Source organism: Rheinheimera sp. UJ63 (assembly GCF_021568285.1).
Classification (GTDB): domain Bacteria; phylum Pseudomonadota; class Gammaproteobacteria; order Enterobacterales; family Alteromonadaceae; genus Alishewanella; species Alishewanella maricola.
In genome coordinates this window covers 804,106-824,919 of sequence record NZ_JAKGTQ010000002.1, presented here as the reverse complement: position 1 = coordinate 824,919, position 20,814 = coordinate 804,106, and the positions used below count along the sequence as shown (strand labels likewise).

Below are 20,814 nucleotides of genomic sequence, written 5' to 3'. Positions count from 1 at the left end.
CCTGACGACGTCGAGATTAGCGCATTGTTACCTTGCATTTTTTGGCTGACAGTCTAAGGTGTATAAAACAACAATAAGGATGTAACTATGCAGTTTAGCGCTGAATTAATTGATGAAATCCGTGTTTTAGCGATGTTTAATCTCGACAGTGTCAATTCAGGTATCAAAGCGCATAAGATGGCGGAGCCACAAATGCTGGCCGCCATCAGCCGCTTGTATAGCAAGGGGTTGATTAATCAACCTGATGGCGGCTATCTCACCGACTTAGGAATACATTGTGCCGAACAATTACAAACGGCATTACGTATTCTCGGCACCTCTGAATCAAGCTGATTTACGTTGCCGTGCTAAGCGCCGTAACGAGCGGCGCTGTAACCGCAGTTCTCGCCGCAGTAACCTCAGTGCTGCGGCATCATCATTAAATACCGCAGCCTCATATAATTTTCTTAATCTCTCTAAAGCTTGTTGTTGCGCCGGATTTTGCTCTGCTAGCGTAGTTAACCAGCTAGATAAAGTGCAGCCTGCAGCAGGGGCTGTGCCCAGTGCTTGCGTTAGCCAGCGCCATGCTTGATGAGCGTGATCAGCGCGTTGTCTGACCCATTGCCGAAGCATAACTGCGGCGCCTAACAACAATAAGGCACCTAATGAATACAGCAGCACAGACCAATATTCCCAGCGGCGTAAACGTTGCCATAACTGTTCTTGATCTTGTTGATTAAAACCCAATACCCATACCGACCACACGTAATCCAGATGTGACCATTGCAAAGCCAGTTGACCCAGCCAATTATCCTGCCAGCCACTGAGTAAGGCGCGTTCATTGTCGCTTAGCGTTTGTTCAATACCTTCAAGGATGCGTTCAGGTGCGATAGCCGCAGTGGGATCATACCGTTGCCAGCCGCTTGCGGTTAAATATTCAACCCAAGCATGAGCATCGCGCTGCCGCACTTGCAGGTATTGCTGATTTTCTTGCCAGTTGCCCCCCAGATAACCGCCTACTACGCGGGCAGGAATACCGGCGGCACGTAAGACCACGGCAGTTGCAGAGGCATAATGGCTACAAAAGCCGCTACGCGTTTCATATAAAAATTGATCGATGGCATTTTGACCAAGACGGGGTGGCGTTAAGGTGTAAAAAAACGGCTCTTGTTGAAAATACGCACTGAGTGCTTGCACCACTTTATCCGGTTGTGCTGGAAATTGAGTGGCTAAGGCTGCACCAAAAGCCCGCGCTTGAGGATTCGCGGTGTCTTGTAACAAATTAAGCTGTTTTTCCGCAGGTGAGGCTAAGGGGATCGGTTGTAAACGGCTTTGTAAGCTGTAGCTGATGCGTTGCGTCAGCGGCGTTTGGCTGGCCATTAAGGCGGCCGGTTTTGCCACCAGGTTAGCTGGCCAACTCACCGGTAAACCTAAACTAAATAGATCGGTTTGGTAGCTACTCTCTGCTAAAATTTGATATTTTACCAACGGGGCACTGGCAGAGAAGGCCGGTAATTCAGTTGCCATAGCTCGGCGTTGCCGTGAATTAAAGCGTGCGTTGACCTGCCAACGGCGACCATCGAAATCTTCGTAAACTTTAGCGCGCCAATACCAATCCGCTTTATCTGGCCGTTCATTTAAAAAGCTTACTCGAAAAGCCAAGGCGTCGCTTTGCACTAGCTTTTCAATACTGCCGGGGTCGAGTTCATCGCCTAAACCGGTGCTTGCCATATTTTGATTGGGTAATTGCCATAAGGGCGGCAGGCGTGGAAATAATAAAAACATGCCTAACCACAGCGGAAAGCTCAGCGCAAAAATACTGAGTAAGCGTTTAGGCTGCAGCGTCGATTCAGCCGGGGCAAATAAGCGATACTGTAAATACAGGTTTAACAGCGCCAGCGCAAAAATCAGGATCGCCATGCTCATTTGCTGGTAAAAAATAAAACAGCAGGCAATAGCAAAGTAATGCACCCATAACAATTGCAAGCCTTGGCCGCGTTGTTGCACCGTTAAACTGCGGGCTACTGCGGCGAGCAGTAAAATATGCAGCATTAAATTAAGCACGCCTAATTGCCGCACCTGTAGCAGCATCAATAATAACAGCGGAGCTAACAACGTGTTAATTTGTCGATTACTCAGTGCCGGTTTGTTTTGATAAAGCCGCCAAGCCTGAAAGGTCAGCAGTAAAGCAAATAGCAGGCTACTGGCAATACTTAAAGCCGGTTGATAGAGCAAAAATAACAGCACTTGTAATAACAGGCCATAAACTGCCCAGTAGCGGGGTAAGGCCAGGTTCGCCATCAGCATAAGGCCAACTCCTGCAGGCAGCGCTCTAGGTGCAGTGCACCTTTTGCCGGGGCTAAAGTGACACTTTGTGTTTGCAAGCCATAACTATGGCCTTGTTGTTCTAACGCTAGTAATTGAAAGCAGGCATGGCTTAAAACCGATTCCAGCGCTGCACCTTGCAATGCCGGGATCTTGATCCAATGCGGTAATGGGCTGGCTTCACCACCGTAACTTCGTACCACCGGTTGCTCGGGCGCGCTGGCAAGCTTACGCCACAAAATGCGTTTGGGGCTGTCACCTGCTTGATAGCTTTTGACGTCGTCGGGCTCTAGTAAGGCATGGGGTGTGGTTTGCTTACTCGCTTGCTCGGCGAGCCGCTCGGTATTGGCGTGTAGTTGTTCGATGGCTTCTGGATAAACCCAAATAGCACTGGTCAGCGCCGGATAGCTCCAGCAGCGAAATAAGCCCAGCGGAAAGGTGCTACTGAGCTCTAAACGCGGGAGTGGATAATAACCCCGACTCAGTGTGGGTAATACTAATGCAAAGCGCTGTTGCTGGCTCAAGGATTCAACTAATTGCCGTTGTCGTTGACCGCGCAAGCCAATATGCAACATCTGGCAGCTTTTACTGCTCAGCCCGAGTGGTAACTGAGCGCGCTCTGGCGCAAAACAGCGCGCATCTTGTTTTACGCTCAGTTTTAGCTGATGCATATTTAAAAATGCCAGTAACATCGTCACCATTAATAGGCTAAGCAACATAAAACTGAGCAATAGGATCAGGTTGTTTTGATAATTAGTCCCCATCAGATACAGTAAGGCGATCAAAAACACAAACCACCAACCAAAACGACTGGGCAGAATGTAAATGACACTTTGTGTCAGTTCAACCTGTGTTGCTGCAGGCTGGCGCTTGGCCAACCAAGCTGCAAATTTACGTTTAAACCAATCTTTACTGGCTTTAAACATCATAACTGACAGGGCGTGCGCTGTATTAAGAGCTGGCTTAACGGGTGTTCGCCGGCAAGGCTTTGTGGATTGAGCCGATGCTCTGCAATATAAGGGAAGATCTGCTGGACATCATCCGCGGTAACAAAACTGCGGCCTTGCACAAATGCCATTGCTTTAGCGGCGCGGACAATCGCCTTAGCGGCACGCGGTGATAAGGGTAAAAACTCTTTACTATGCCGACTGGCATGCACCAACGCTAAAATGTAATCAAGTACCGGATCGTTAATCGCAACCTTGGGCACCTGTAATTGCAAGTGCCGCAACTGCTCGGGGCTTAATGGCTCGGTTAATAATTGCAAACGTGAGCCTGCCGATTCATCTTGTAATAGCTGTTTTTCAGCGGCTTTATCTGGAAAACCTAAAGAGATCCGAAACAAAAACCGATCGAGTTGCGACTCGGGTAAGGCACTGGTCCCGGCATGAAACAGCGGGTTTTGCGTGGCGATAACAAAGAAAGGACTCGGTAAAGGCCGCGTTTCGCCGTCTATCGAGACTTGGCGCTCTTCCATGGCTTCGAGTAAAGCACTTTGGGTTTTTGGGCTGGCGCGATTAATTTCGTCGGCCAGTAACACCTGGCTAAATACCGGGCCCGCTTGAAAGTAAAATTGTGCTGACCGGGTATCATAAATATTGATACCAAGTAAATCGCCGGGTAATAAGTCATTGGTAAACTGCACCCGCTTGTAACTTAAACCGGCGGCATTCGCTAAGGCATGGGCTAGGGTGGTTTTGCCCATACCGGGTAAGTCTTCGAGCAATAAATGCCCTTCGGCTAACAGGCAACATAAGGCTAATCTGATTTGTGTGGCTTTACCTAGAATAACCCGGTTCAGGTTTTGTTCTACCCGATGTAGTTCAGCGAGCAAGTGACCTCCGGCAAGATGGGTTTATGCAAAGAAAGGCTAGCAGTGCAGCAGGGGGTTACTCATGCGGCTCCTGTAACCAACGCACTAATTCTGTGCGATTACGACTGTGTGTCTTCTTAAAAATAGCCGACACATGTACCTTTACGGTGTTAGCACTGATTTGGAGCTGTTCAGCGATTTCTTTATTACGCGCACCTTCGGCGATCAAACGGCTGACCCGTTGCTCTTGCTCTGTCAGCAACGCAGGTAATTTAATGCGTCGATTAGATTGTTCACGCAGTTGAAACAGGGCATCTAAGGCATCAGACATGACGTTGCGGGCATAATAAAGCTGGCCTGCCATCATGCTTTGCAGCGCGCGTTTGATCATCTCGGCTTGTTCATCGCTGTAGATAACACCGCGTAAGCCGGCAAAAATAGCTCGGTTAGGGTCGACCAGTTGCCGTTCAGCATGAAATACAAAAAGCGGGACTTGGCGGCTAATACTCAGCAAACGCGCAGAGAAACCTTTTTTAGCGGTCGTATCCGAGCTGAACTGGTAGCCAGCTAAAATACCCTTGTAGTGATGTAATTGGTTAAAGGCATTGACCGAGCATTGCTCTACGTCAATGCCCACTGTTTTGGCATGACGGTAAGTACTCAGCGGTGTGGTCTCGTCTGTTAGCAGCACAAGACGTGAAAACCTTTCCATAATCTTTACCTTTTACACAATTAAGGTAACTATATAACGACAGACCTTATTTTGAAAAGCAAAGTATGACAAAGAAAGTGTTATTTGTATGTTTAGGCAACATTTGCCGCTCTCCAACGGCTCATGCCATCTTCAGACACAAGCTTAATGCGGCGGGATTAGCGATTGAAGTGGAATCTGCAGGCACTAGCGCCAGCCATTCGGGTAATCCGCCGGATCCGCGCTCGGTGAAAGTAGCGGCCTTATCGGGCTATGATTTCAAAGGGATCCGTTCGCGGCCAGTAAAAAGCACTGACTTTAGCGATTACGATCTGATCTTGGCCATGGATAACGACAATCTGCACTCGCTAAAACAGCGTTGCCCCGAAGAGTTACAACATAAATTAGCCTTGTTTATGTCTTACCATCCCGATTTCAAGAAGTGGCCAGAAGTACCTGATCCTTACTACGGCGGTCAAAAAGGCTTTGAGTTGGTTTATCAGTTGATTGAAGACGGTTGTGAGCAATTAGTGCAAAGCTTACAACGTGAGCAAACGGCTTAACTGACTAGCTGCTTGTACGTAAATGCAGCAGCTAGCGTGTCGACAGCTGAAAAAGTCTGTTTTTATGATTGAATTTACGTCCAGAAGTCTATAACTTTGCAGGGTGTTTAATCTATCTACAGGAATATCATTGTGACCACCTGGACGCCACAAAGCTGGCGACAACTGCCGATCCAACAGCAACCGACTTATCAGGATCAGCAACTACTGCAGCAAGTAGAGCAACAATTACACAAGTACCCACCGTTAGTGTTTGCACAAGAAACGCGGGATTTGTATAGCCAACTCGGCCAAGTGGCCGAGGGTAATGGCTTTTTACTGCAAGGTGGCGACTGCGCCGAAAGTTTTAATGACTTTAATGCGCCCAAAATTCGCGATACGTTTAAAGTATTACTGCAAATGGCAGTGGTATTAACCTTTGCTGGTGGTTTGCCGGTGGTCAAGGTTGCGCGGATGGCGGGTCAGTATGCCAAACCTCGTTCCAGTGACTTGGAAACCATTAATGGCATTTCCTTACCGAGTTATCGCGGTGATATCGTCAACAGTTTTGAATTTACCGAGCAAGCGCGCCAGCCAGATCCCAACCGCTTAATCACCGCTTATCACCATTCTGCGGCAACGCTTAATTTGCTGCGCGCTTTTGCCCAAGGTGGCTTAGCGGACCTGCATCAGGTTAGTCGTTGGAATATGGGGTTTGTTGAATCTAATCCGCTAAAAGAGCGCTACCAAAGTGTCGCTACTCGCATCCAAGAAGCGCTGCGTTTTATGGAAACCTGTGGCATTACTGCGCAAAATTCACCGTCGATTCGGGAAACTCAGTTATACACTTCGCATGAAGCGTTATTACTGAATTACGAAGAAGCCTTAACACGCCGCGATACCTTAACGGGTAAGTGGTATGACTGCTCAGCGCATATGGTGTGGATTGGTGAACGGACACGGCAACTCGATCATGCCCATTTAGCCTTTTTCAAAGGTATTCATAACCCGGTCGGCGTGAAAATTGGTCCTGGTATGCAAGAGGACGATTTAATTCGTCTGATTGATGCGTTAAACCCAGAAAATAACGCCGGTCGTTTAACGTTAATTACCCGGATGGGTGCTGATAAGTTAGCCGATAAACTGCCCGCTTTGGTGCGACGCGTGAAACAAGAAGGTCGTAAGGTGGTCTGGAGTTCCGATCCGATGCATGGCAATACGGTTAAAGCCAGCAACGATTATAAAACCCGTGACTTTGAAGCGATCTTAAAAGAAATTCGCAATTTCTTTGCTGTGCACAAAGCCGAAGGCACGCATGCCGGGGGTATTCACCTAGAAATGACCGGTGAGCATGTGACGGAATGTACGGGTGGCGCTTATGGTTTAAGTGAAAACGATCTGTCTAAGCGTTATTTCACGCAATGTGATCCGCGTTTAAATGCTGATCAAGTATTGGAATTAGCCTTTTTGATTGCTGATACGCTCAGCTCGGCGCGTAAATAACCTTGATTGCTAGGCTGCGCTAGCGCCTGAGCTAGGTTGCACGTTAACGCAGGCGAAAAGCCTTAAATTGCATAGCGATTTAAGGCTTTTTTATTGGTACGCGATACGTGTTAGCGTGGTTAAAAGCGCCCAAACGCGGTTAGGCTTAGTCTGTAATGCTTCGCTAAACTAATATTTCTGCCGTTTTAAGCCGGTACGCGAAATAATCTTTGCTGAGATCTCTTCAATCGAAAGCTGAGTGGAATTGATAAAGGGGATCTGCTCTCGCTGGTATAACTGCTCTACTTCTTTTAATTCCAACGCACATTGGTGTACCGAAGCATAACGTGAGTTAGGTCGGCGCTGTTGTCGAATTTGACTAAGCCGTTCGGCCGTGATGGTCAGGCCAAACAATTTGGCTTTATGTGCCGCTAACTCTGCAGGTAAGCGCAATTTCGCCATGTCTTCTTCGACAAAGGGGTAATTTGCCGCTTTAATGCCGTATTGCAAGGCTAAATACAGGCTGGTTGGGGTTTTACCCGAGCGACTTACCCCGACCAAAATAATGTCGGCATGGCTAAAGTTTTTCATATTGGCACCATCGTCATTGGCCAATGCGTAATTGACAGCATCAATCCGAAAATCGTAGGTTTTTTCGTGCATGCTATGCGTCCGGTGAGTTTTCGGCACCGGTGCCATACCCAACTCTTTTTGCACAGGCTCAACGAGTGTATTTAGAAAGTCATAACAGACCCCGTCACTGTCGCTTATTAACTGCCTTAAACCTTCATCCACAAAGGTGTGAAATACCAGCGGCTTTAATCCTGTTGTTTTATAACAGTCATTTATTCGATTTTTGACCTGCAACGCGAGCTCCGGATTTTCAACAAAAGGGATGGTCACGTGAGCAAATTCGGCCGGAAACATCGTTAACAGTGCATGTCCAAACACTTCTGCGGTGATGGCGGTGCCATCTGAAACGTAAAAAGCTGTGCGCACAAAAAACTCCAAGTTTCGTAATAAATTTACATAAAAATTAAGGTTTTAATTAACCAGTAGCCGGGTGTAAAATCACTGTGTTGTATCAACTGCTGTAAGCTTACATGCTCAGCAACAAAAATTGGAGATAAAGGTGCAAGAATTTGTCATTTGGTATCAAGACCTCGGCATGCATGATGTCGATCGGGTAGGTGGTAAAAATGCTTCTCTAGGTGAAATGATCAGTAACTTGGCTTCGGCTGGGGTACAAGTGCCAGGAGGATTCGCAACAACGGCTTACGCCTTTAACCAGTTTTTAGAACAAAGTGGTGTGAATGAGCGCATTTATCAACTGTTAGACAGTTTAGATGTGGATGATGTCGCGGCTTTAGCGCAAGCCGGTAAACAAATTCGGCAATGGGTTATCGATACGCCGTTCCAGCCTGAGTTAGAACAGGCTATACGTGCTGCTTATCAACAATTACACCCAGATAGCGCTGCGGATATGTCTTTTGCCGTTCGCTCTTCGGCCACGGCTGAAGATATGCCAGATGCTTCTTTTGCTGGCCAACAAGAAACCTTTTTAAATGTGCGCGGTTACGATGCCGTTATTGTGGCCATTAAGCATGTGTTTGCGTCGCTATTTAATGATCGCGCTATCTCTTATCGTGTGCATCAAGGTTATGACCATCGCGGTGTGGCGTTATCGGCGGGTGTGCAGCGGATGGTGCGTTCTGATCTGTCGTCATCCGGTGTGATGTTCAGTATTGATACCGAATCAGGTTTTGAAGATGTGGTGTTTATTACCTCGTCATACGGTTTAGGTGAAATGGTGGTCCAGGGGGCCGTGAACCCCGATGAATTTTATGTGCACAAACCTACGTTAGTGGCTAAGCGTCCGGCAGTGGTGAAACGCACACTTGGCAGCAAATTACTGCAAATGGTGTATTCAACAGAACAGGGACACGGTAAACAAGTGACCATTACCGATGTGCCGCTTGCCCAACAACGCACCTTCTCGCTAAATGATACCGAAGTGGCACAGTTAGCTGAGCAAGCGGTAATTATCGAACAGCATTATGGCCGGCCAATGGATATTGAATGGGCTAAAGATGGTATCGATGGCAAATTGTATATCGTACAGGCACGCCCAGAAACGGTGAAAAGTCGTGAAGACACCAATAGCATTGAACGTTATCAGTTAGTCGAGCAAAGCCCTGTATTGGTGGAAGGTCGGGCGATTGGTCATCGTATTGGTGCGGGAACCGCTAAGGTGCTAGCCGATATTTCGCAAATGGATCAAATCTTACCCGGGGATGTATTGGTTACCGACATGACCGATCCAGATTGGGAACCTATTATGAAGCGTGCCTCAGCGATTGTGACGAATCGCGGCGGTCGAACTTGTCATGCGGCCATCATTGCCCGTGAATTGGGTATTCCTGCCGTAGTGGGGTGTGGTGATGCCACGGCAAAAATTACCCATGGCCAGGCGGTTACCGTGTCTTGTGCCGAAGGTGATACCGGTTATGTTTATCAAGATAAACTGGATTTTAACGTGATCACCAGCCAGGTTGATCAAATGCCGAAAATGGCTTTGAAAGTGATGATGAATGTGGGTAATCCAGAGCGGGCGTTTGCCTTCTCGCGTTTACCCCATGCCGGTATTGGTTTGGCACGCTTAGAGTTTATTATCAATAAAATGATTGGCGTGCATCCTAAAGCCTTATTACATTATGCTGAGCAAACGCCAGAGCTAAAAGCGCGCATCGACGAGCTTACTGCAGGTTATGCCGATCCCGTTGAGTTTTATGTTGCCAAACTGACAGAGGGTATCGCCACCTTGGCTTGTGCCTTTGCGCCGCAAAAAGTCATTGTGCGCATGTCTGATTTTAAATCGAATGAATACGCTAATCTGGTGGGCGGTCAGCAATATGAACCGCATGAAGAAAACCCGATGATAGGCTTTCGTGGTGCCGCCCGCTATTTATCAGAAGATTTTCAGCCTTGCTTTGCACTGGAAGTAGAAGCGCTAAAACGTGTGCGTAATGTCATGGGCTTTACCAACGTGGAAGTGATGATCCCGTTTGTTAGAACCTTAGAAGAAGCGTCTGGCGTAATTGATTTACTGGCCGCACATGGCCTGAAACGCGGTGAAAATGGTTTGCGCATTATTATGATGTGTGAATTACCGTCTAATGCGTTACTGGCTGAAGACTTCTTAGAATACTTTGATGGTTTCTCGATTGGTTCAAACGATTTAACTCAGCTAACGCTCGGTTTAGATCGCGACAGTGGCTTAATCGCTCACTTATTTGATGAGCGAAATCCGGCCATCAAAAAGCTGTTAGAAATGGCCATTCAAACCTGTAAAGCCAAGGGGAAATACATCGGGATCTGTGGCCAGGGGCCATCTGATCACGAAGACTTTGCCGCTTGGCTGGTTGAGCAAGGTATTGAGAGCGTGTCATTAAACCCTGATACGGTTGTGGATACTTGGTTATATCTGGCTGATAAAGTCGCTAGACCAGCCTAATACCCGGGCAAATTTGCTGAATGCTTGTCTAAGGCACTGTGTTTTTAATAACAGTGCCTTTTTTTATGCTGATTTTCATGTTGAGCGCTTGGCATGGTGATTTGGTTAGTTTTAGCGCGTTCAGCCTTTGCTACAGCGGCATTGTTGTTGTCATGGCGTCATTTCTCGGCAAAAAAACAATTTTATCCGTTTGCCACAAGCCTGTACCGTAGCTATATGCCGCAGCTTATGGCAAATTACGGTGGCGTGCTAAAAATAATAACCAATACAACCAGGGGATTTCCATGCAGGAGTTGGTCAATACTATTAATAATTATGTCTGGAGCGAAGCACTGATCTATTTGTGTTTAGGCGCCGGCTTATTTTATTCAATCTTAACCCGGTTCGCACAAGTGCGACATTTTCGGGAAATGTGGAGTTTATTACTCAATAACACGGAATCAGAAAAAGGTATTTCGTCTTTTCAAGCCTTAGCAGTTTCGTTGTCAGGTCGAGTGGGTGTCGGTAATATCGCCGGTGTTGCCGCTGCCATTGGTTTTGGTGGTCCAGGTGCCGTATTTTGGATGTGGGTAGTGGCCTTTTTAGGTGCTAGCACTGCCTTTGCCGAATCTACGCTGGGTCAGGTGTATAAGGTAGAAGAAAACGGCCAGTATCGCGGTGGTCCAGCTTATTATTTTGAGCGCTGCTTAGGCTGGCGTTGGCTTGGGGTATTATTTGCGATCTCGGCCATCATTGGTTGCGGTGTATTCTTACCCGGCGTGCAAGCCAATGCAGTGGGTAATGCCGTCACTCAAGTGTTTGGCGATGGCGCCATGGTCGTCACCAGTTTTGGTGAAGTGGGTACCCATAAGTTAGCCGCGCTAGCGGTGATCTTGATGGTATTAGCTTTTATCATCTTTGGTGGTATTCGCCGCATTGCTAACTTTACGCAAATCGTCGTGCCTTTTATGGCACTCGGTTACATCGTGATGGCGCTTATCGTGGTGTTTTTAAACTTAGATAAAGTTGGCGGCATTTTCGGCCTGATTATTTCTGATGCTTTCACTGCGCAAGCCGGTTTTGGTGCGGCGATAGGTTGGGGTGTTAAACGCGGTATTTATTCAAACGAAGCCGGTCAGGGTACGGGCCCACATGCCGCAGCGGCTGCAGAAGTGGCACACCCTGCGCAGCAAGGTTTAGTGCAGGCTTTCTCGGTTTATGTTGATACCTTATTTGTGTGTACTGCCACCGCCTTGATGATTTTAATTACGCAACAGTACAACGTGGTGGGTGAGTTACCAGCAGGTCAATTTATCGTACAAAACGTAGCAGCAAACACCGAAATTGGCTCGGCTGCCTTTACGCAAATGGCTTTAAACAGTGTCTTTGGTAATTTTGGTCAGCTGTTTGTGGGTATTGCGTTATTCTTCTTCGCCTTTACCACCATTTTGGCGTATTACTACATTACTGAAACTAACGTGGCTTACCTTAACCGCGTATTCAATAACCGTCTGCCGTTAATTGTGTTTAAAATCATTTTAATGGCGATGGTGGCGTACGGTACCGTTAATGCTGCAGGTTATATCTGGGGGATTGGTGATATCGGTGTGGGTTTAATGGCGTGGATTAACGTGCTGGGTATTCTGTTAATTTTCTTTGTGCACAAGCCAGCTATTTTGTGCTTAAAAGACTATGAAGATCAGATGAAAGCGGGTGGCCCTATTACTTTCGACCCGGTGAAACTAGGCATTAAAAATGCCACTTTCTGGGAAGCAAGATTGGCAAAAGCAAAAGCTGAGGCCGCAGCCAACACTGAGCAATCTAAAACGGTATAAAATACTATTTTAAGCTGTGGTTAAATCAACAAACCCCGCTAAATAGCGGGGTTTGTTATTATCTGACTAGCGTGTGTTACGCCGTTAAATAAAGCCACCGGTTTGATGCGCCCATAACTGCGCGTAGATGCCACCGGCTGCAATTAATTCGCTATGTGTACCTTGCTCAACAATTTGCCCTTGATCTAACACGATAAGCCGATCCATTTGCGCGATAGTCGATAAGCGATGGGCAATCGCTATAACCGTTTTATTTTGCATTAAACTATTTAAGCTTTGTTGAATGGCGGCTTCCACTTCAGAATCGAGCGCCGAAGTTGCTTCATCTAAAATCAACACCGGTGCGTTTTTCAGTAATACCCGCGCAATAGCAATACGCTGGCGCTGACCACCGGATAACTTAACACCGCGTTCGCCTACTTGGGCATCTAAACCGACATTGCCTTTTTGATCCGTCAGATCTTGAATAAACAAACTGGCTTCCGCTTGTTCAGCGGCGGTTAGCAATTCTTGCTCGCTGGCGTCCGGTTTACCGTAGCTGATATTATCGCGTACCGAGCGGTGTAATAACGACGTATCCTGCGTGACCATCGCAATATGTCGGCGTAAGCTCTCTTGCGATACTTGGCTAATGTCTTGGCCATCAATTAAAATTCGACCTTGCTCAACATCGTAAAAGCGCAGCAGTAAATTGACTAAGGTTGATTTACCCGCACCTGAACGACCGACTAGACCGATTTTTTCACCGGGTTTAATCTCTAAGCTTAATGCGGATAGCACCGGCGCTTTATGGCTTTGGCTGGCATCTTTGCCATAGTTAAAACTTACCGCATCAAAACGAATTGCACCTTGGCTGACCTGCAAGCTCGGAGCATTGGCTTTATCTTGAATTTGTGCCGGCTGTGACAAGGTGGCAATACCATCGGCCACGGTACCAATATTTTCAAATAAGCTGCTGACTTCCCACATGATCCATTGCGCCATACCATTAAGACGCAGTGCTAAACTGACCGCAATGGCAATAGCGCCAACGGTAATGGCACTGCCAGCCCATAGATACAGCGCCAATGCTGCGATACAAAACACCAAAATATAGTTTAATGATTGCACCGACACACTTAAGCCGGTTGCTAAGCGCATTTGTTGATACACCGGCTTTAAAAATACTTCCATGCTGTCTTTTGCGTAGCGCTCTTCGCGTTGAGTGTAAGAAAACAGCTTAATGGTATTAATATTGGTATAGCTGTCGACTAAACGCCCTGTCATTTCAGAGCGGGCATCTGCTTGTGCAGTAGAAACCCGCTTTAAGCGCGGTACAAAATACATTTGCAGGGCAATATAGAACACTAACCACACCAACATCGGGATGATTAAACGCAGATCGGCATCGGCGACAAAAAATAACATCGCCGAGAAATACACGGTGACATACACCAGCACATCTAACAGTTTCATCACGGTTTCGCGCACCGCTAATGAGGTTTGCATGACCTTGGTCGCAATACGCCCGGCGAAATCATTTTGATAAAAACTGACGCTTTGCCGTAATAAATAGCGGTGTGCCTGCCAGCGAATGGCCATGGGGTAATTACCCAACAGTGTTTGATGCACTAAAGCCGAATGAAATAACGTTAACAGTGGTAACAACACCACCGTGACTAACGTCATCCAAATCAGGGTTGCGCGCTCATCGATAAAGAAACGCTCTGGATTTTGCGTCACCAGCCAGTCCACCAATTGCCCCATAAAGCTGAATAAAGACACTTCTAAGATGGCTAATAAGGCAGAGCTTAATGACATGACAATTAAAGGCCATTCCATGCCTTTGGTATAGTGGCGACAAAAGGCCAACACACCCGTAGGGGGTTGGGTCGGTTCACTGTCTGGGAAAGGGCGTGTGAGACGTTCAAAAAAACCAAGCATACAACATATCCATCAATAATAAGACATCGGTAGTGATGTCGGCTGCGCTATTGTAACCGAATTTGTACTGCTAAGGGCCGACGATTGTCAGCACCCAGCAGCTAAACTGGCGGTAAGTGACTATCTGCTGAGGCTGCAAAGCAGTATACTGCCAGGCCTGAAGCAACTTGAATTGTGGTTACTGCGCCCCAACAAAGAGCATCCTGCCGTTGTTATAACTTTGAGATGATCCATGAGCATTAAACTTGTTACCTCAACCCTTTTACCTACGCCCTTTGCTGAATTTCGTTTACACGGTTTTGAAGCTGAAAATGGCAAAGAGCATGTCGCTTTAACGCTGGGTGACATCACCACAGCTGAGCCGGTGTTAGCTCGCGTTCATTCAGAATGCTTAACCGGTGATGCTTTATTTAGCTTACGTTGCGATTGTGGCCCGCAATTAGAAGCGGCGATGAAAAAAATTGCTGAACAAGGGCGAGGCGTCATTTTATATTTACGCCAAGAAGGCCGGGGTATTGGTTTAATTAATAAAATTCGTGCTTATGCTGAGCAAGATAAAGGTTTAGATACGGTGGAAGCGAATGAAATTCTTGGTTTCTTGCCTGATCAGCGTGAATACGGAATTGCGGCAGAGATGTTTCAACAACTGGGGGTGGCGCAAATTCGGTTGCTAACTAACAACCCGCGTAAATTAAAAGCACTGCAAGATGTCGGCGTTAATGTATTAGAACGGGTACAGCACCGTGTAAAAACCACCGCGCATAGCCATCGGTATTTAGCGACCAAGGCGGCAAAAATGGGCCATATGGATTAATTTGTTGCCAGCGTTAGGATTGCTTTACTATCAAGCAGTAAAGACGTCTGTTTTTTACTATTTAGCGCTTAAAGCCACTTAGCGGTTAGTGTTATACTGCCGCTATACCAAGTCTAAGTGGCCAAGATGTATGATCCCCAAGCTTAATCCTGAGCTGGCGCTGGATGCCAGTATTGTTGCCTTCACTAAAGCGCTGTTGCACGCCGGTTTCACTGGCGACATCGAAACCAGTTATGCCAGTCGCTTAGCCGTAGCGACAGATAATAGTATCTATCAAGCCTTACCTCAGGCGGTGTTATTACCGCGCAGCACCGACGATCTGGTCATTATGACCTCGTTGGCCCAAACCTCCAGTTTTAGTCATATCAAATTTTGCGCACGAGGTGGTGGCACTGGCACCAATGGCCAAGCGTTAACCGAGCAGGTAGTGGTCGACTTATCTCGTCATATGCGCCAAGTACTGGAGATTAACGTTGAACAACGTTGGGTGCGAGTGCAAGCGGGGGTTATTAAAGATCAGTTAAATGCCTTTTTAAAGCCTTATGGCTTTTTCTTCGCTCCCGATTTATCTACCTCTAACCGAGCCACGATTGGCGGCATGATTAATACTGATGCCTCAGGTCAAGGCTCGTTAGTTTATGGTAAAACCAGTGATCATGTGTTGGCATTGAAAACCGTGCTAATCGACGGCAATGTGTTAAAAACCCATAAAATGCCGTTGTTCGAAGCTGAACACCGGGCTGAATTACCCAACAGTATTGGTCGTATTTATCAGCAGGTATTACGCTCTTGCCGGGAAAAACGTAGCGATATTTTAGCGACTTTTCCACGGCTTAATCGCTTTTTAACCGGTTATGATTTAGAGCATGTGTTTAACGATGAAATGACCGAGTTTGATCTGTCGCGCATTATTACCGGCTCGGAAGGCTCCCTGGGTTTTGTCACCGAAGCCAAGCTGAATATCACGCCGATTGCTAAGTACAAATGCTTGCTCAACATTAAATACGATAGCTTTGAAAGTGCGCTACGTAATTCACCTTTCTTGGTTGAAGCGCAAGCAACATCAGTTGAAACCGTTGATAGTAAAGTACTGAATCTCGCCCGAGGCGACATCATTTGGCATCAGGTAAAAGATCTGATCACCGATGTGCCAGGCAAGGATATGCAAGGCTTAAATATTGTTGAATACAATACCGAAGATGAAGCAGAAATTACCGAGAAAATTGCTGCGCTGACCTCAAAACTGGATGCCGCTATGGCCGCTGGCGAAGGCGGTATTATTGGTTATCAGCTCACCTACGATGCTAGCGCGATTAATGCTATTTATACTATGCGCAAAAAAGCCGTGGGTTTATTAGGTAATACCGCAGGCAGTCAAAAGCCGCTGGCTTTTGCGGAAGATACTGCCGTGCCGCCGGAGAACTTAGCCGATTTCATTTTAGAGTTTCGTGCCTTACTGGATCAGCATGGTTTGCATTATGGTATGTTTGGTCATGTGGATGCCGGTGTACTTCACGTCAGGCCAGCGCTTGATCTTATTGACCCCGAGCAAGAACGTTTGCTGCGCACCATATCCGATCAGGTGGTGGCGCTTACGGCTAAATACGGCGGCTTAATGTGGGGCGAGCACGGTAAAGGCTATCGTAGCGAATATGGCCCAGCCTTCTTTGGTGAAACCCTGTTTACGGAACTACGTAAAATTAAAGCGGCCTTTGATCCGCGCAATCGACTTAACCCCGGGAAAATTTGCACGCCTTACCAAAATGGCGATAAGTTAGTCTCGGTAGATGGTCAAAAACGCGCGTGGTTCGATCGGCAAATTCCGATTGAAGTGCGCCAGAGCTTTGATAGCAGCTTAAATTGTAACGGTAACGGCCTGTGCTTTAATTACGACGAAACCTCGCCGATGTGTCCGTCTAGCAAGATCACTAAAGATCGTCGCCACAGCCCCAAAGGGCGTGCCGGTTTGATGCGTGAATGGTTGCGTTTAAACCAGCAACAAGGGGTCGATGTATTAGCCGATGAACAACGCTTATTAACGCAAAGCCAAGGCCTGACTGCGCTGTGGCAGAAGATGAAACATAGTTGGGCCCAACGCCAAGGTGAAGCCGATTTTTCACATGAAGTAAAAGAAGCGATGGATGGCTGCTTAGCTTGTAAGGCGTGTGCTTCGCAGTGTCCTATTAACGTGGATGTGCCAACGTTTCGTTCGCGGTTTTTACAGCTCTACCATAGCCGTTATCTGCGCCCCGCTAAAGATCATATCGTGGGCAATATAGAGCGCATGGCACCCATACTTGCCAAAGCCCCTAAGTTTGTTAATTTTTTCTTAAAACGTACGCTAGTACAAAAAACCTTGGCGCACGGTATTGGTTACGTCGATACGCCTTTGTTATCGGTACCCACTTTAGCCGAGCGGTTGAACAACCGTTATCGATTTGATTTAACGGCTTTACAGGCGTTAACCGTAGCAGAGCGGCAAAAGACGGTACTGCTGGTGCAAGATCCTTTTACCAGCTTTTATGAAGCGGAGTTGGTTGCTGATGCACTAGCCTTAATCGAAAAACTCGGTTATCGACCGGTGCTATTGCCTTTTTTACCCAACGGCAAGCCGCAGCATGTGAAGGGCTTTTTACGCGAGTTTGCTAAAACCGCGAAACGCGCGGCTGATTTTTTAAATCAGTTACACGCGCTACAGTTACCGTTAATCGGTTTAGATGCCTCCTTGGTGTTGGTGTACCGCGATGAATACGCTAAAACATTAGGCAACGAGCGGGGCGATTTTAATGTGCAACTGTTACACGAGTGGTTAGCCCCATTGGCGTTACCCGCGGCAAGTCGACCGGCTCAGTTTTCATTGCTGGCGCATTGCACTGAAAAAACAGCTTTGCCTGCTACGGAAAAAACCTGGCAGCAGATCTTTGATAAAAGCGGCTTATCCTTAAAAATTGTCAGTGTCGGTTGTTGTGGTATGGCAGGCACCTACGGCCATGAACAGGCACAGTTAGCCAATAGCAAAGCCTTGTTTGATCTTAGCTGGCGTGAGCCAGTCGCGCGCATAGGCCCAGAGCAGTTATTGGTAACAGGGTTTTCTTGTCGCAGCCAGGTAAAACGGTTAGTGGGAGATAAACCGCGCCATCCGTTGCAGGTTTTATTACAACACTTATAAAAAAACACCCGGCTTTAGCCGGGTGTTTTTAGGTTAAGCCGCGTTCTTTACAGAACGCGGGGCTTATCGTTAAAAACGATAGATGCCTTTTAGGTAGTAATAACCACCATTGATACCCATCGGTGAGGTCTCATAAAATTGAGCACCGAGGATTTCGCTAAAGTCGCTGGGTAAGCGTTCAGCATCGGTATCGAACACGTTTTGTGCACCTACGGCGACAGAAAACTTGTCGTTAAGGTGGTAAGCCACTTCAACATCGAAGGTCATCTTTTCAGAGCCTTGACCGACTAAACCTGGATCATCAGCATGAACGCCTTGGAAGCTACCGTAGTAGTTACCACGAACGAACATGTCAATATCTTGCCATTGTTGGTTCCAGGTTAAGGTTGCACGATGATTCGGTAAATCATTTTCTAAGCGTGATACTTTGAAGGCACCGGTAACGGCAGTAAAGCGTTTTACTTCGGTGTCTGTCCAGTTATATGCCAAACTGAACGTAGAACGACCGTCAAGTAAACTGGTGCTGTAATTGGCAACCAGATCTAAGCCAGTAGTAACCGTATCAAAGTCGTTGGTCAAGAAAGTGATTTGCGACAGCGATTCAACACCACGTACACCTGCCGCTTGCAAGGCAATACGGTCAGCTGCGGTAACATCAAACTCAGCCGATTGGCCAATACGGTCGTCTACTTCAATGCGGAATAAATCAGCAGTGAAAAAGAAACTTGCGCCACTATAGACTAAACCCACAGCAAAGCTTTTTGATTCTTCTGGCGTTAACTCTTTACCACCTTTTAACAACGATACTGGGCTGGTAGGGGGTAATAAAGCGATATCGACTAACTCGCCACCAATTAACGCAGTACGCACGTTACGCACGTTAGATTGTCCGACCGTTGGCGCACGGAAACCGGTGCTGTGTGAACCACGAACAGCCAAGTCATCCGTTAAACGATATTGACCGGTAATTTTATAGTTAGTGGTGTTGCCAAAGCTATCGTAATCTTCAAAACGTAATGCGGTTGCCATTAACAGCTTTTCAGTAATTTCAGCTTCAACATCAATATAAGCGGCATAGTTGCGACGATCATTTAATCCCGCATCATCAGGCTGGAAACCCGGGAAGCCGTTTGAACCATTGGTTAATTGGCTAACATAAGGGCCAATTTCCCAAGAGGCCACTTCACCGGCGACGATTTCAAAGCTTTCTTCTGTCCATTGTAAGCCGCTGGCAACCACCACATCGTTATAAAAACCGGCTTCAACATATTTTACAAAGTCAGCTGAAAAGTTTTTTTCCAGTTGGATATATTTACCCGCATCAAAACTGGTTGGCGTATCTGGGCCAAGCGAAGCGTTAACGGTGTTGATGATTTTAAAGTTAGATTCACTGCGACCAACAGAGGCAGAGAAATCGTAAAATACATTGGCTAATACGCCTTCTTTAAATTCACCCTTGGTACCTGCGGTTAATGAGGTATCGGTGATATTACCACCGAAATTCGGGGTAAAGCCGCCAGGGAACATCGAGAAGAAGGTGAAACAGTTGCTCGGTAAAGCCGCAACTCTGGCCGTGATTTGATCGTGGTTGAGTTTGTTGCTACCGTCAAATAAAGACACATTGCTACAGTTACCCTGGCCAGTGGTATCAACCACTTCCAGCGTTTCACCGCCGTCATTAGAGAATACACCACCGCGAGTGTGTGGGTTACGATAGTAAAAACCACCGGTAACATCACGTTCTGAGTAGTTACCAAAAATGTAGGCTTCACGATCATTGCCTAAATCTAAACCGGCATTACCAAAGAATGTGAAATCATCTTTCAGCTCTGGTGAACCCCAAACTTGGGCAATCGGTGCGACAAAAGGGTTACCGGCATCGATTATACCTTGCGCATCAGCGCGCTGTACACTGCGACTCGTGGCATCAACGTTTTTGTATTGCACGCTTAGATTAACAAAACCTGCATCGGTTAACGGCATACCAACGTTGGCAGCAATTTCCGTTGAATTACCATCACCTTCATAGTATTCACCTTGTTTTACTTCAATGCTGCCGCCTTGATCGGCATCTTTTAGGACAAAGTTAATCACACCCGCGATAGCGTCAGAGCCGTATTGCGCAGCAGCACCATCACGTAGCACTTCAACTTGCTTTAAAGCGATACCTGGGATAACAGAGATATCTGGGCCTTGAGCACCATCATTTAAGCCACCGCCTAAAAAGGTAATAACAGAGGCACGATGACGGCGCTTACCATTTAACAGGATTAATGTACTGTCAGAAGATAAACCCCGCAGGTTAACTGGGCGGATCAGCGTTGCTGCATCACTAATGGGGGTTGTTTGCACATTTAATGACGGCACGGTGGAAGTCAGCATATTAAGCATATCGCTGCTACCGCTCTTCATTAATTCATCACCACCGATAATATCCACAGGTACTGGAGAATCAGCAATCGAGCGTGGGGCAGACCGTGAACCGACGACCGCAATTTTTTCCACTTTGGTTTCTGCTTCGGCAGCAGCAGTGTCTTGTGCTAAGGTGTTGGTTGAATAAACGCTCAAAGCTAAACCTGAGGCTAGCGCGTATTTTACTGCCCGGCTCACCGGGTGATAGTAATTACTTTTTTTCATGATAAATTTCCTGGATAGTAATAATTGTGTCTGCTAACGCTGCATTTTGTTTTTTGCGTCTTCTTAACCATATTGAATATTGTTGCTGTTGTCTATCTTATTTATTGTGGC

14 protein-coding genes are annotated in these 20,814 nt (G+C 46.9%); 7 read left to right on the top strand and 7 right to left on the bottom strand.

All coding sequences use genetic code 11. The features are described 5' to 3' along the window. The first annotated feature begins 87 nt into the window (after positions 1-87). Positions 88-333 carry a TIGR02647 family protein gene (locus tag L1N97_RS09785; RefSeq protein WP_236129659.1) on the top strand — a complete coding sequence of 82 codons (246 nt, stop codon included), beginning with the start codon at positions 88-90 and terminating at the stop codon, positions 331-333. Here L1N97_RS09785 and L1N97_RS09780 read toward each other — a convergent pair. From L1N97_RS09780 to L1N97_RS09765, 4 genes are read right to left on the bottom strand one after another with little or no spacing between them, the layout of a single operon-like run. After that, positions 325-2,286 carry a transglutaminase family protein gene (locus L1N97_RS09780; RefSeq protein ID WP_236129658.1) on the bottom strand — a complete coding sequence of 654 codons (1,962 nt, stop codon included), beginning with the start codon at positions 2,284-2,286 and terminating at the stop codon, positions 325-327. The two genes, L1N97_RS09785 and L1N97_RS09780, sit on opposite strands and share 9 nt — an antisense overlap. Then, positions 2,280-3,233: a DUF58 domain-containing protein gene (locus L1N97_RS09775; RefSeq protein WP_236129657.1), complete on the bottom strand. Its 954-nt coding sequence runs from the start codon at positions 3,231-3,233 to the stop codon at positions 2,280-2,282. Before L1N97_RS09775 ends, L1N97_RS09780 begins: the two co-directional genes overlap by 7 nt. Then, positions 3,230-4,138, bottom strand: coding sequence for an AAA family ATPase (locus L1N97_RS09770; RefSeq protein ID WP_236129656.1), 909 nt, complete (start codon positions 4,136-4,138; stop codon positions 3,230-3,232). The genes L1N97_RS09775 and L1N97_RS09770 overlap by 4 nt, the downstream gene beginning before the upstream one ends. Before the next feature lie 55 nt (positions 4,139-4,193). Further along, positions 4,194-4,829: a response regulator transcription factor gene (locus L1N97_RS09765; RefSeq protein WP_229585622.1), complete on the bottom strand. Its 636-nt coding sequence runs from the start codon at positions 4,827-4,829 to the stop codon at positions 4,194-4,196. Positions 4,830-4,894: 65 nt separating this feature from the next. Between L1N97_RS09765 and L1N97_RS09760 the strand changes: the two genes are divergently transcribed. After that, the gene (locus L1N97_RS09760; protein ID WP_236129655.1) at positions 4,895-5,371 is read left to right on the top strand and encodes a low molecular weight protein-tyrosine-phosphatase; all 477 of its coding nucleotides are present in this window, start codon (positions 4,895-4,897) and stop codon (positions 5,369-5,371) included. A 132-nt stretch (positions 5,372-5,503) separates the two neighbouring features. Beyond that, positions 5,504-6,853 carry a class II 3-deoxy-7-phosphoheptulonate synthase gene (locus tag L1N97_RS09755; RefSeq protein ID WP_229585624.1) on the top strand — a complete coding sequence of 450 codons (1,350 nt, stop codon included), beginning with the start codon at positions 5,504-5,506 and terminating at the stop codon, positions 6,851-6,853. Between the two features lie 168 nt (positions 6,854-7,021). On the opposite strand, the gene ppsR is transcribed toward L1N97_RS09755, so the two are convergent. Continuing rightward, positions 7,022-7,831, bottom strand: a complete 810-nt coding sequence (gene ppsR, locus L1N97_RS09750; protein ID WP_229585625.1) for a posphoenolpyruvate synthetase regulatory kinase/phosphorylase PpsR — start codon at positions 7,829-7,831, stop codon at positions 7,022-7,024. 133 nt (positions 7,832-7,964) lie between these two features. Between ppsR and ppsA the strand changes: the two genes are divergently transcribed. After that, a complete protein-coding gene (gene ppsA, locus L1N97_RS09745; RefSeq protein ID WP_236129654.1) occupies positions 7,965-10,346 on the top strand; it encodes a phosphoenolpyruvate synthase in 2,382 nt (793 codons plus the stop codon). Between the two features lie 284 nt (positions 10,347-10,630). Beyond that, the gene (locus L1N97_RS09740; protein WP_236129653.1) at positions 10,631-12,160 is read left to right on the top strand and encodes an alanine/glycine:cation symporter family protein; all 1,530 of its coding nucleotides are present in this window, start codon (positions 10,631-10,633) and stop codon (positions 12,158-12,160) included. Positions 12,161-12,244: 84 nt separating this feature from the next. On the opposite strand, the gene L1N97_RS09735 is transcribed toward L1N97_RS09740, so the two are convergent. Continuing rightward, positions 12,245-14,083, bottom strand: coding sequence for an ABC transporter ATP-binding protein (locus tag L1N97_RS09735; RefSeq protein ID WP_236129652.1), 1,839 nt, complete (start codon positions 14,081-14,083; stop codon positions 12,245-12,247). Between the two features lie 232 nt (positions 14,084-14,315). On the opposite strand from L1N97_RS09735, the gene ribA reads away from it, so the two are divergent. Further along, positions 14,316-14,897, top strand: a complete 582-nt coding sequence (gene ribA, locus L1N97_RS09730; protein ID WP_226751611.1) for a GTP cyclohydrolase II — start codon at positions 14,316-14,318, stop codon at positions 14,895-14,897. A 130-nt stretch (positions 14,898-15,027) separates the two neighbouring features. Continuing rightward, positions 15,028-18,066 (top strand): D-2-hydroxyglutarate dehydrogenase YdiJ, encoded by a 3,039-nt coding sequence (gene ydiJ / locus L1N97_RS09725; RefSeq protein WP_236129651.1) that lies wholly within the window; start codon positions 15,028-15,030, stop codon positions 18,064-18,066. A gap of 69 nt (positions 18,067-18,135) precedes the next feature. Here ydiJ and L1N97_RS09720 read toward each other — a convergent pair whose 3' ends face one another. After that, positions 18,136-20,703 carry a TonB-dependent receptor plug domain-containing protein gene (locus L1N97_RS09720; RefSeq protein WP_236129650.1) on the bottom strand — a complete coding sequence of 856 codons (2,568 nt, stop codon included), beginning with the start codon at positions 20,701-20,703 and terminating at the stop codon, positions 18,136-18,138. Positions 20,704-20,814 lie beyond the last annotated feature (111 nt).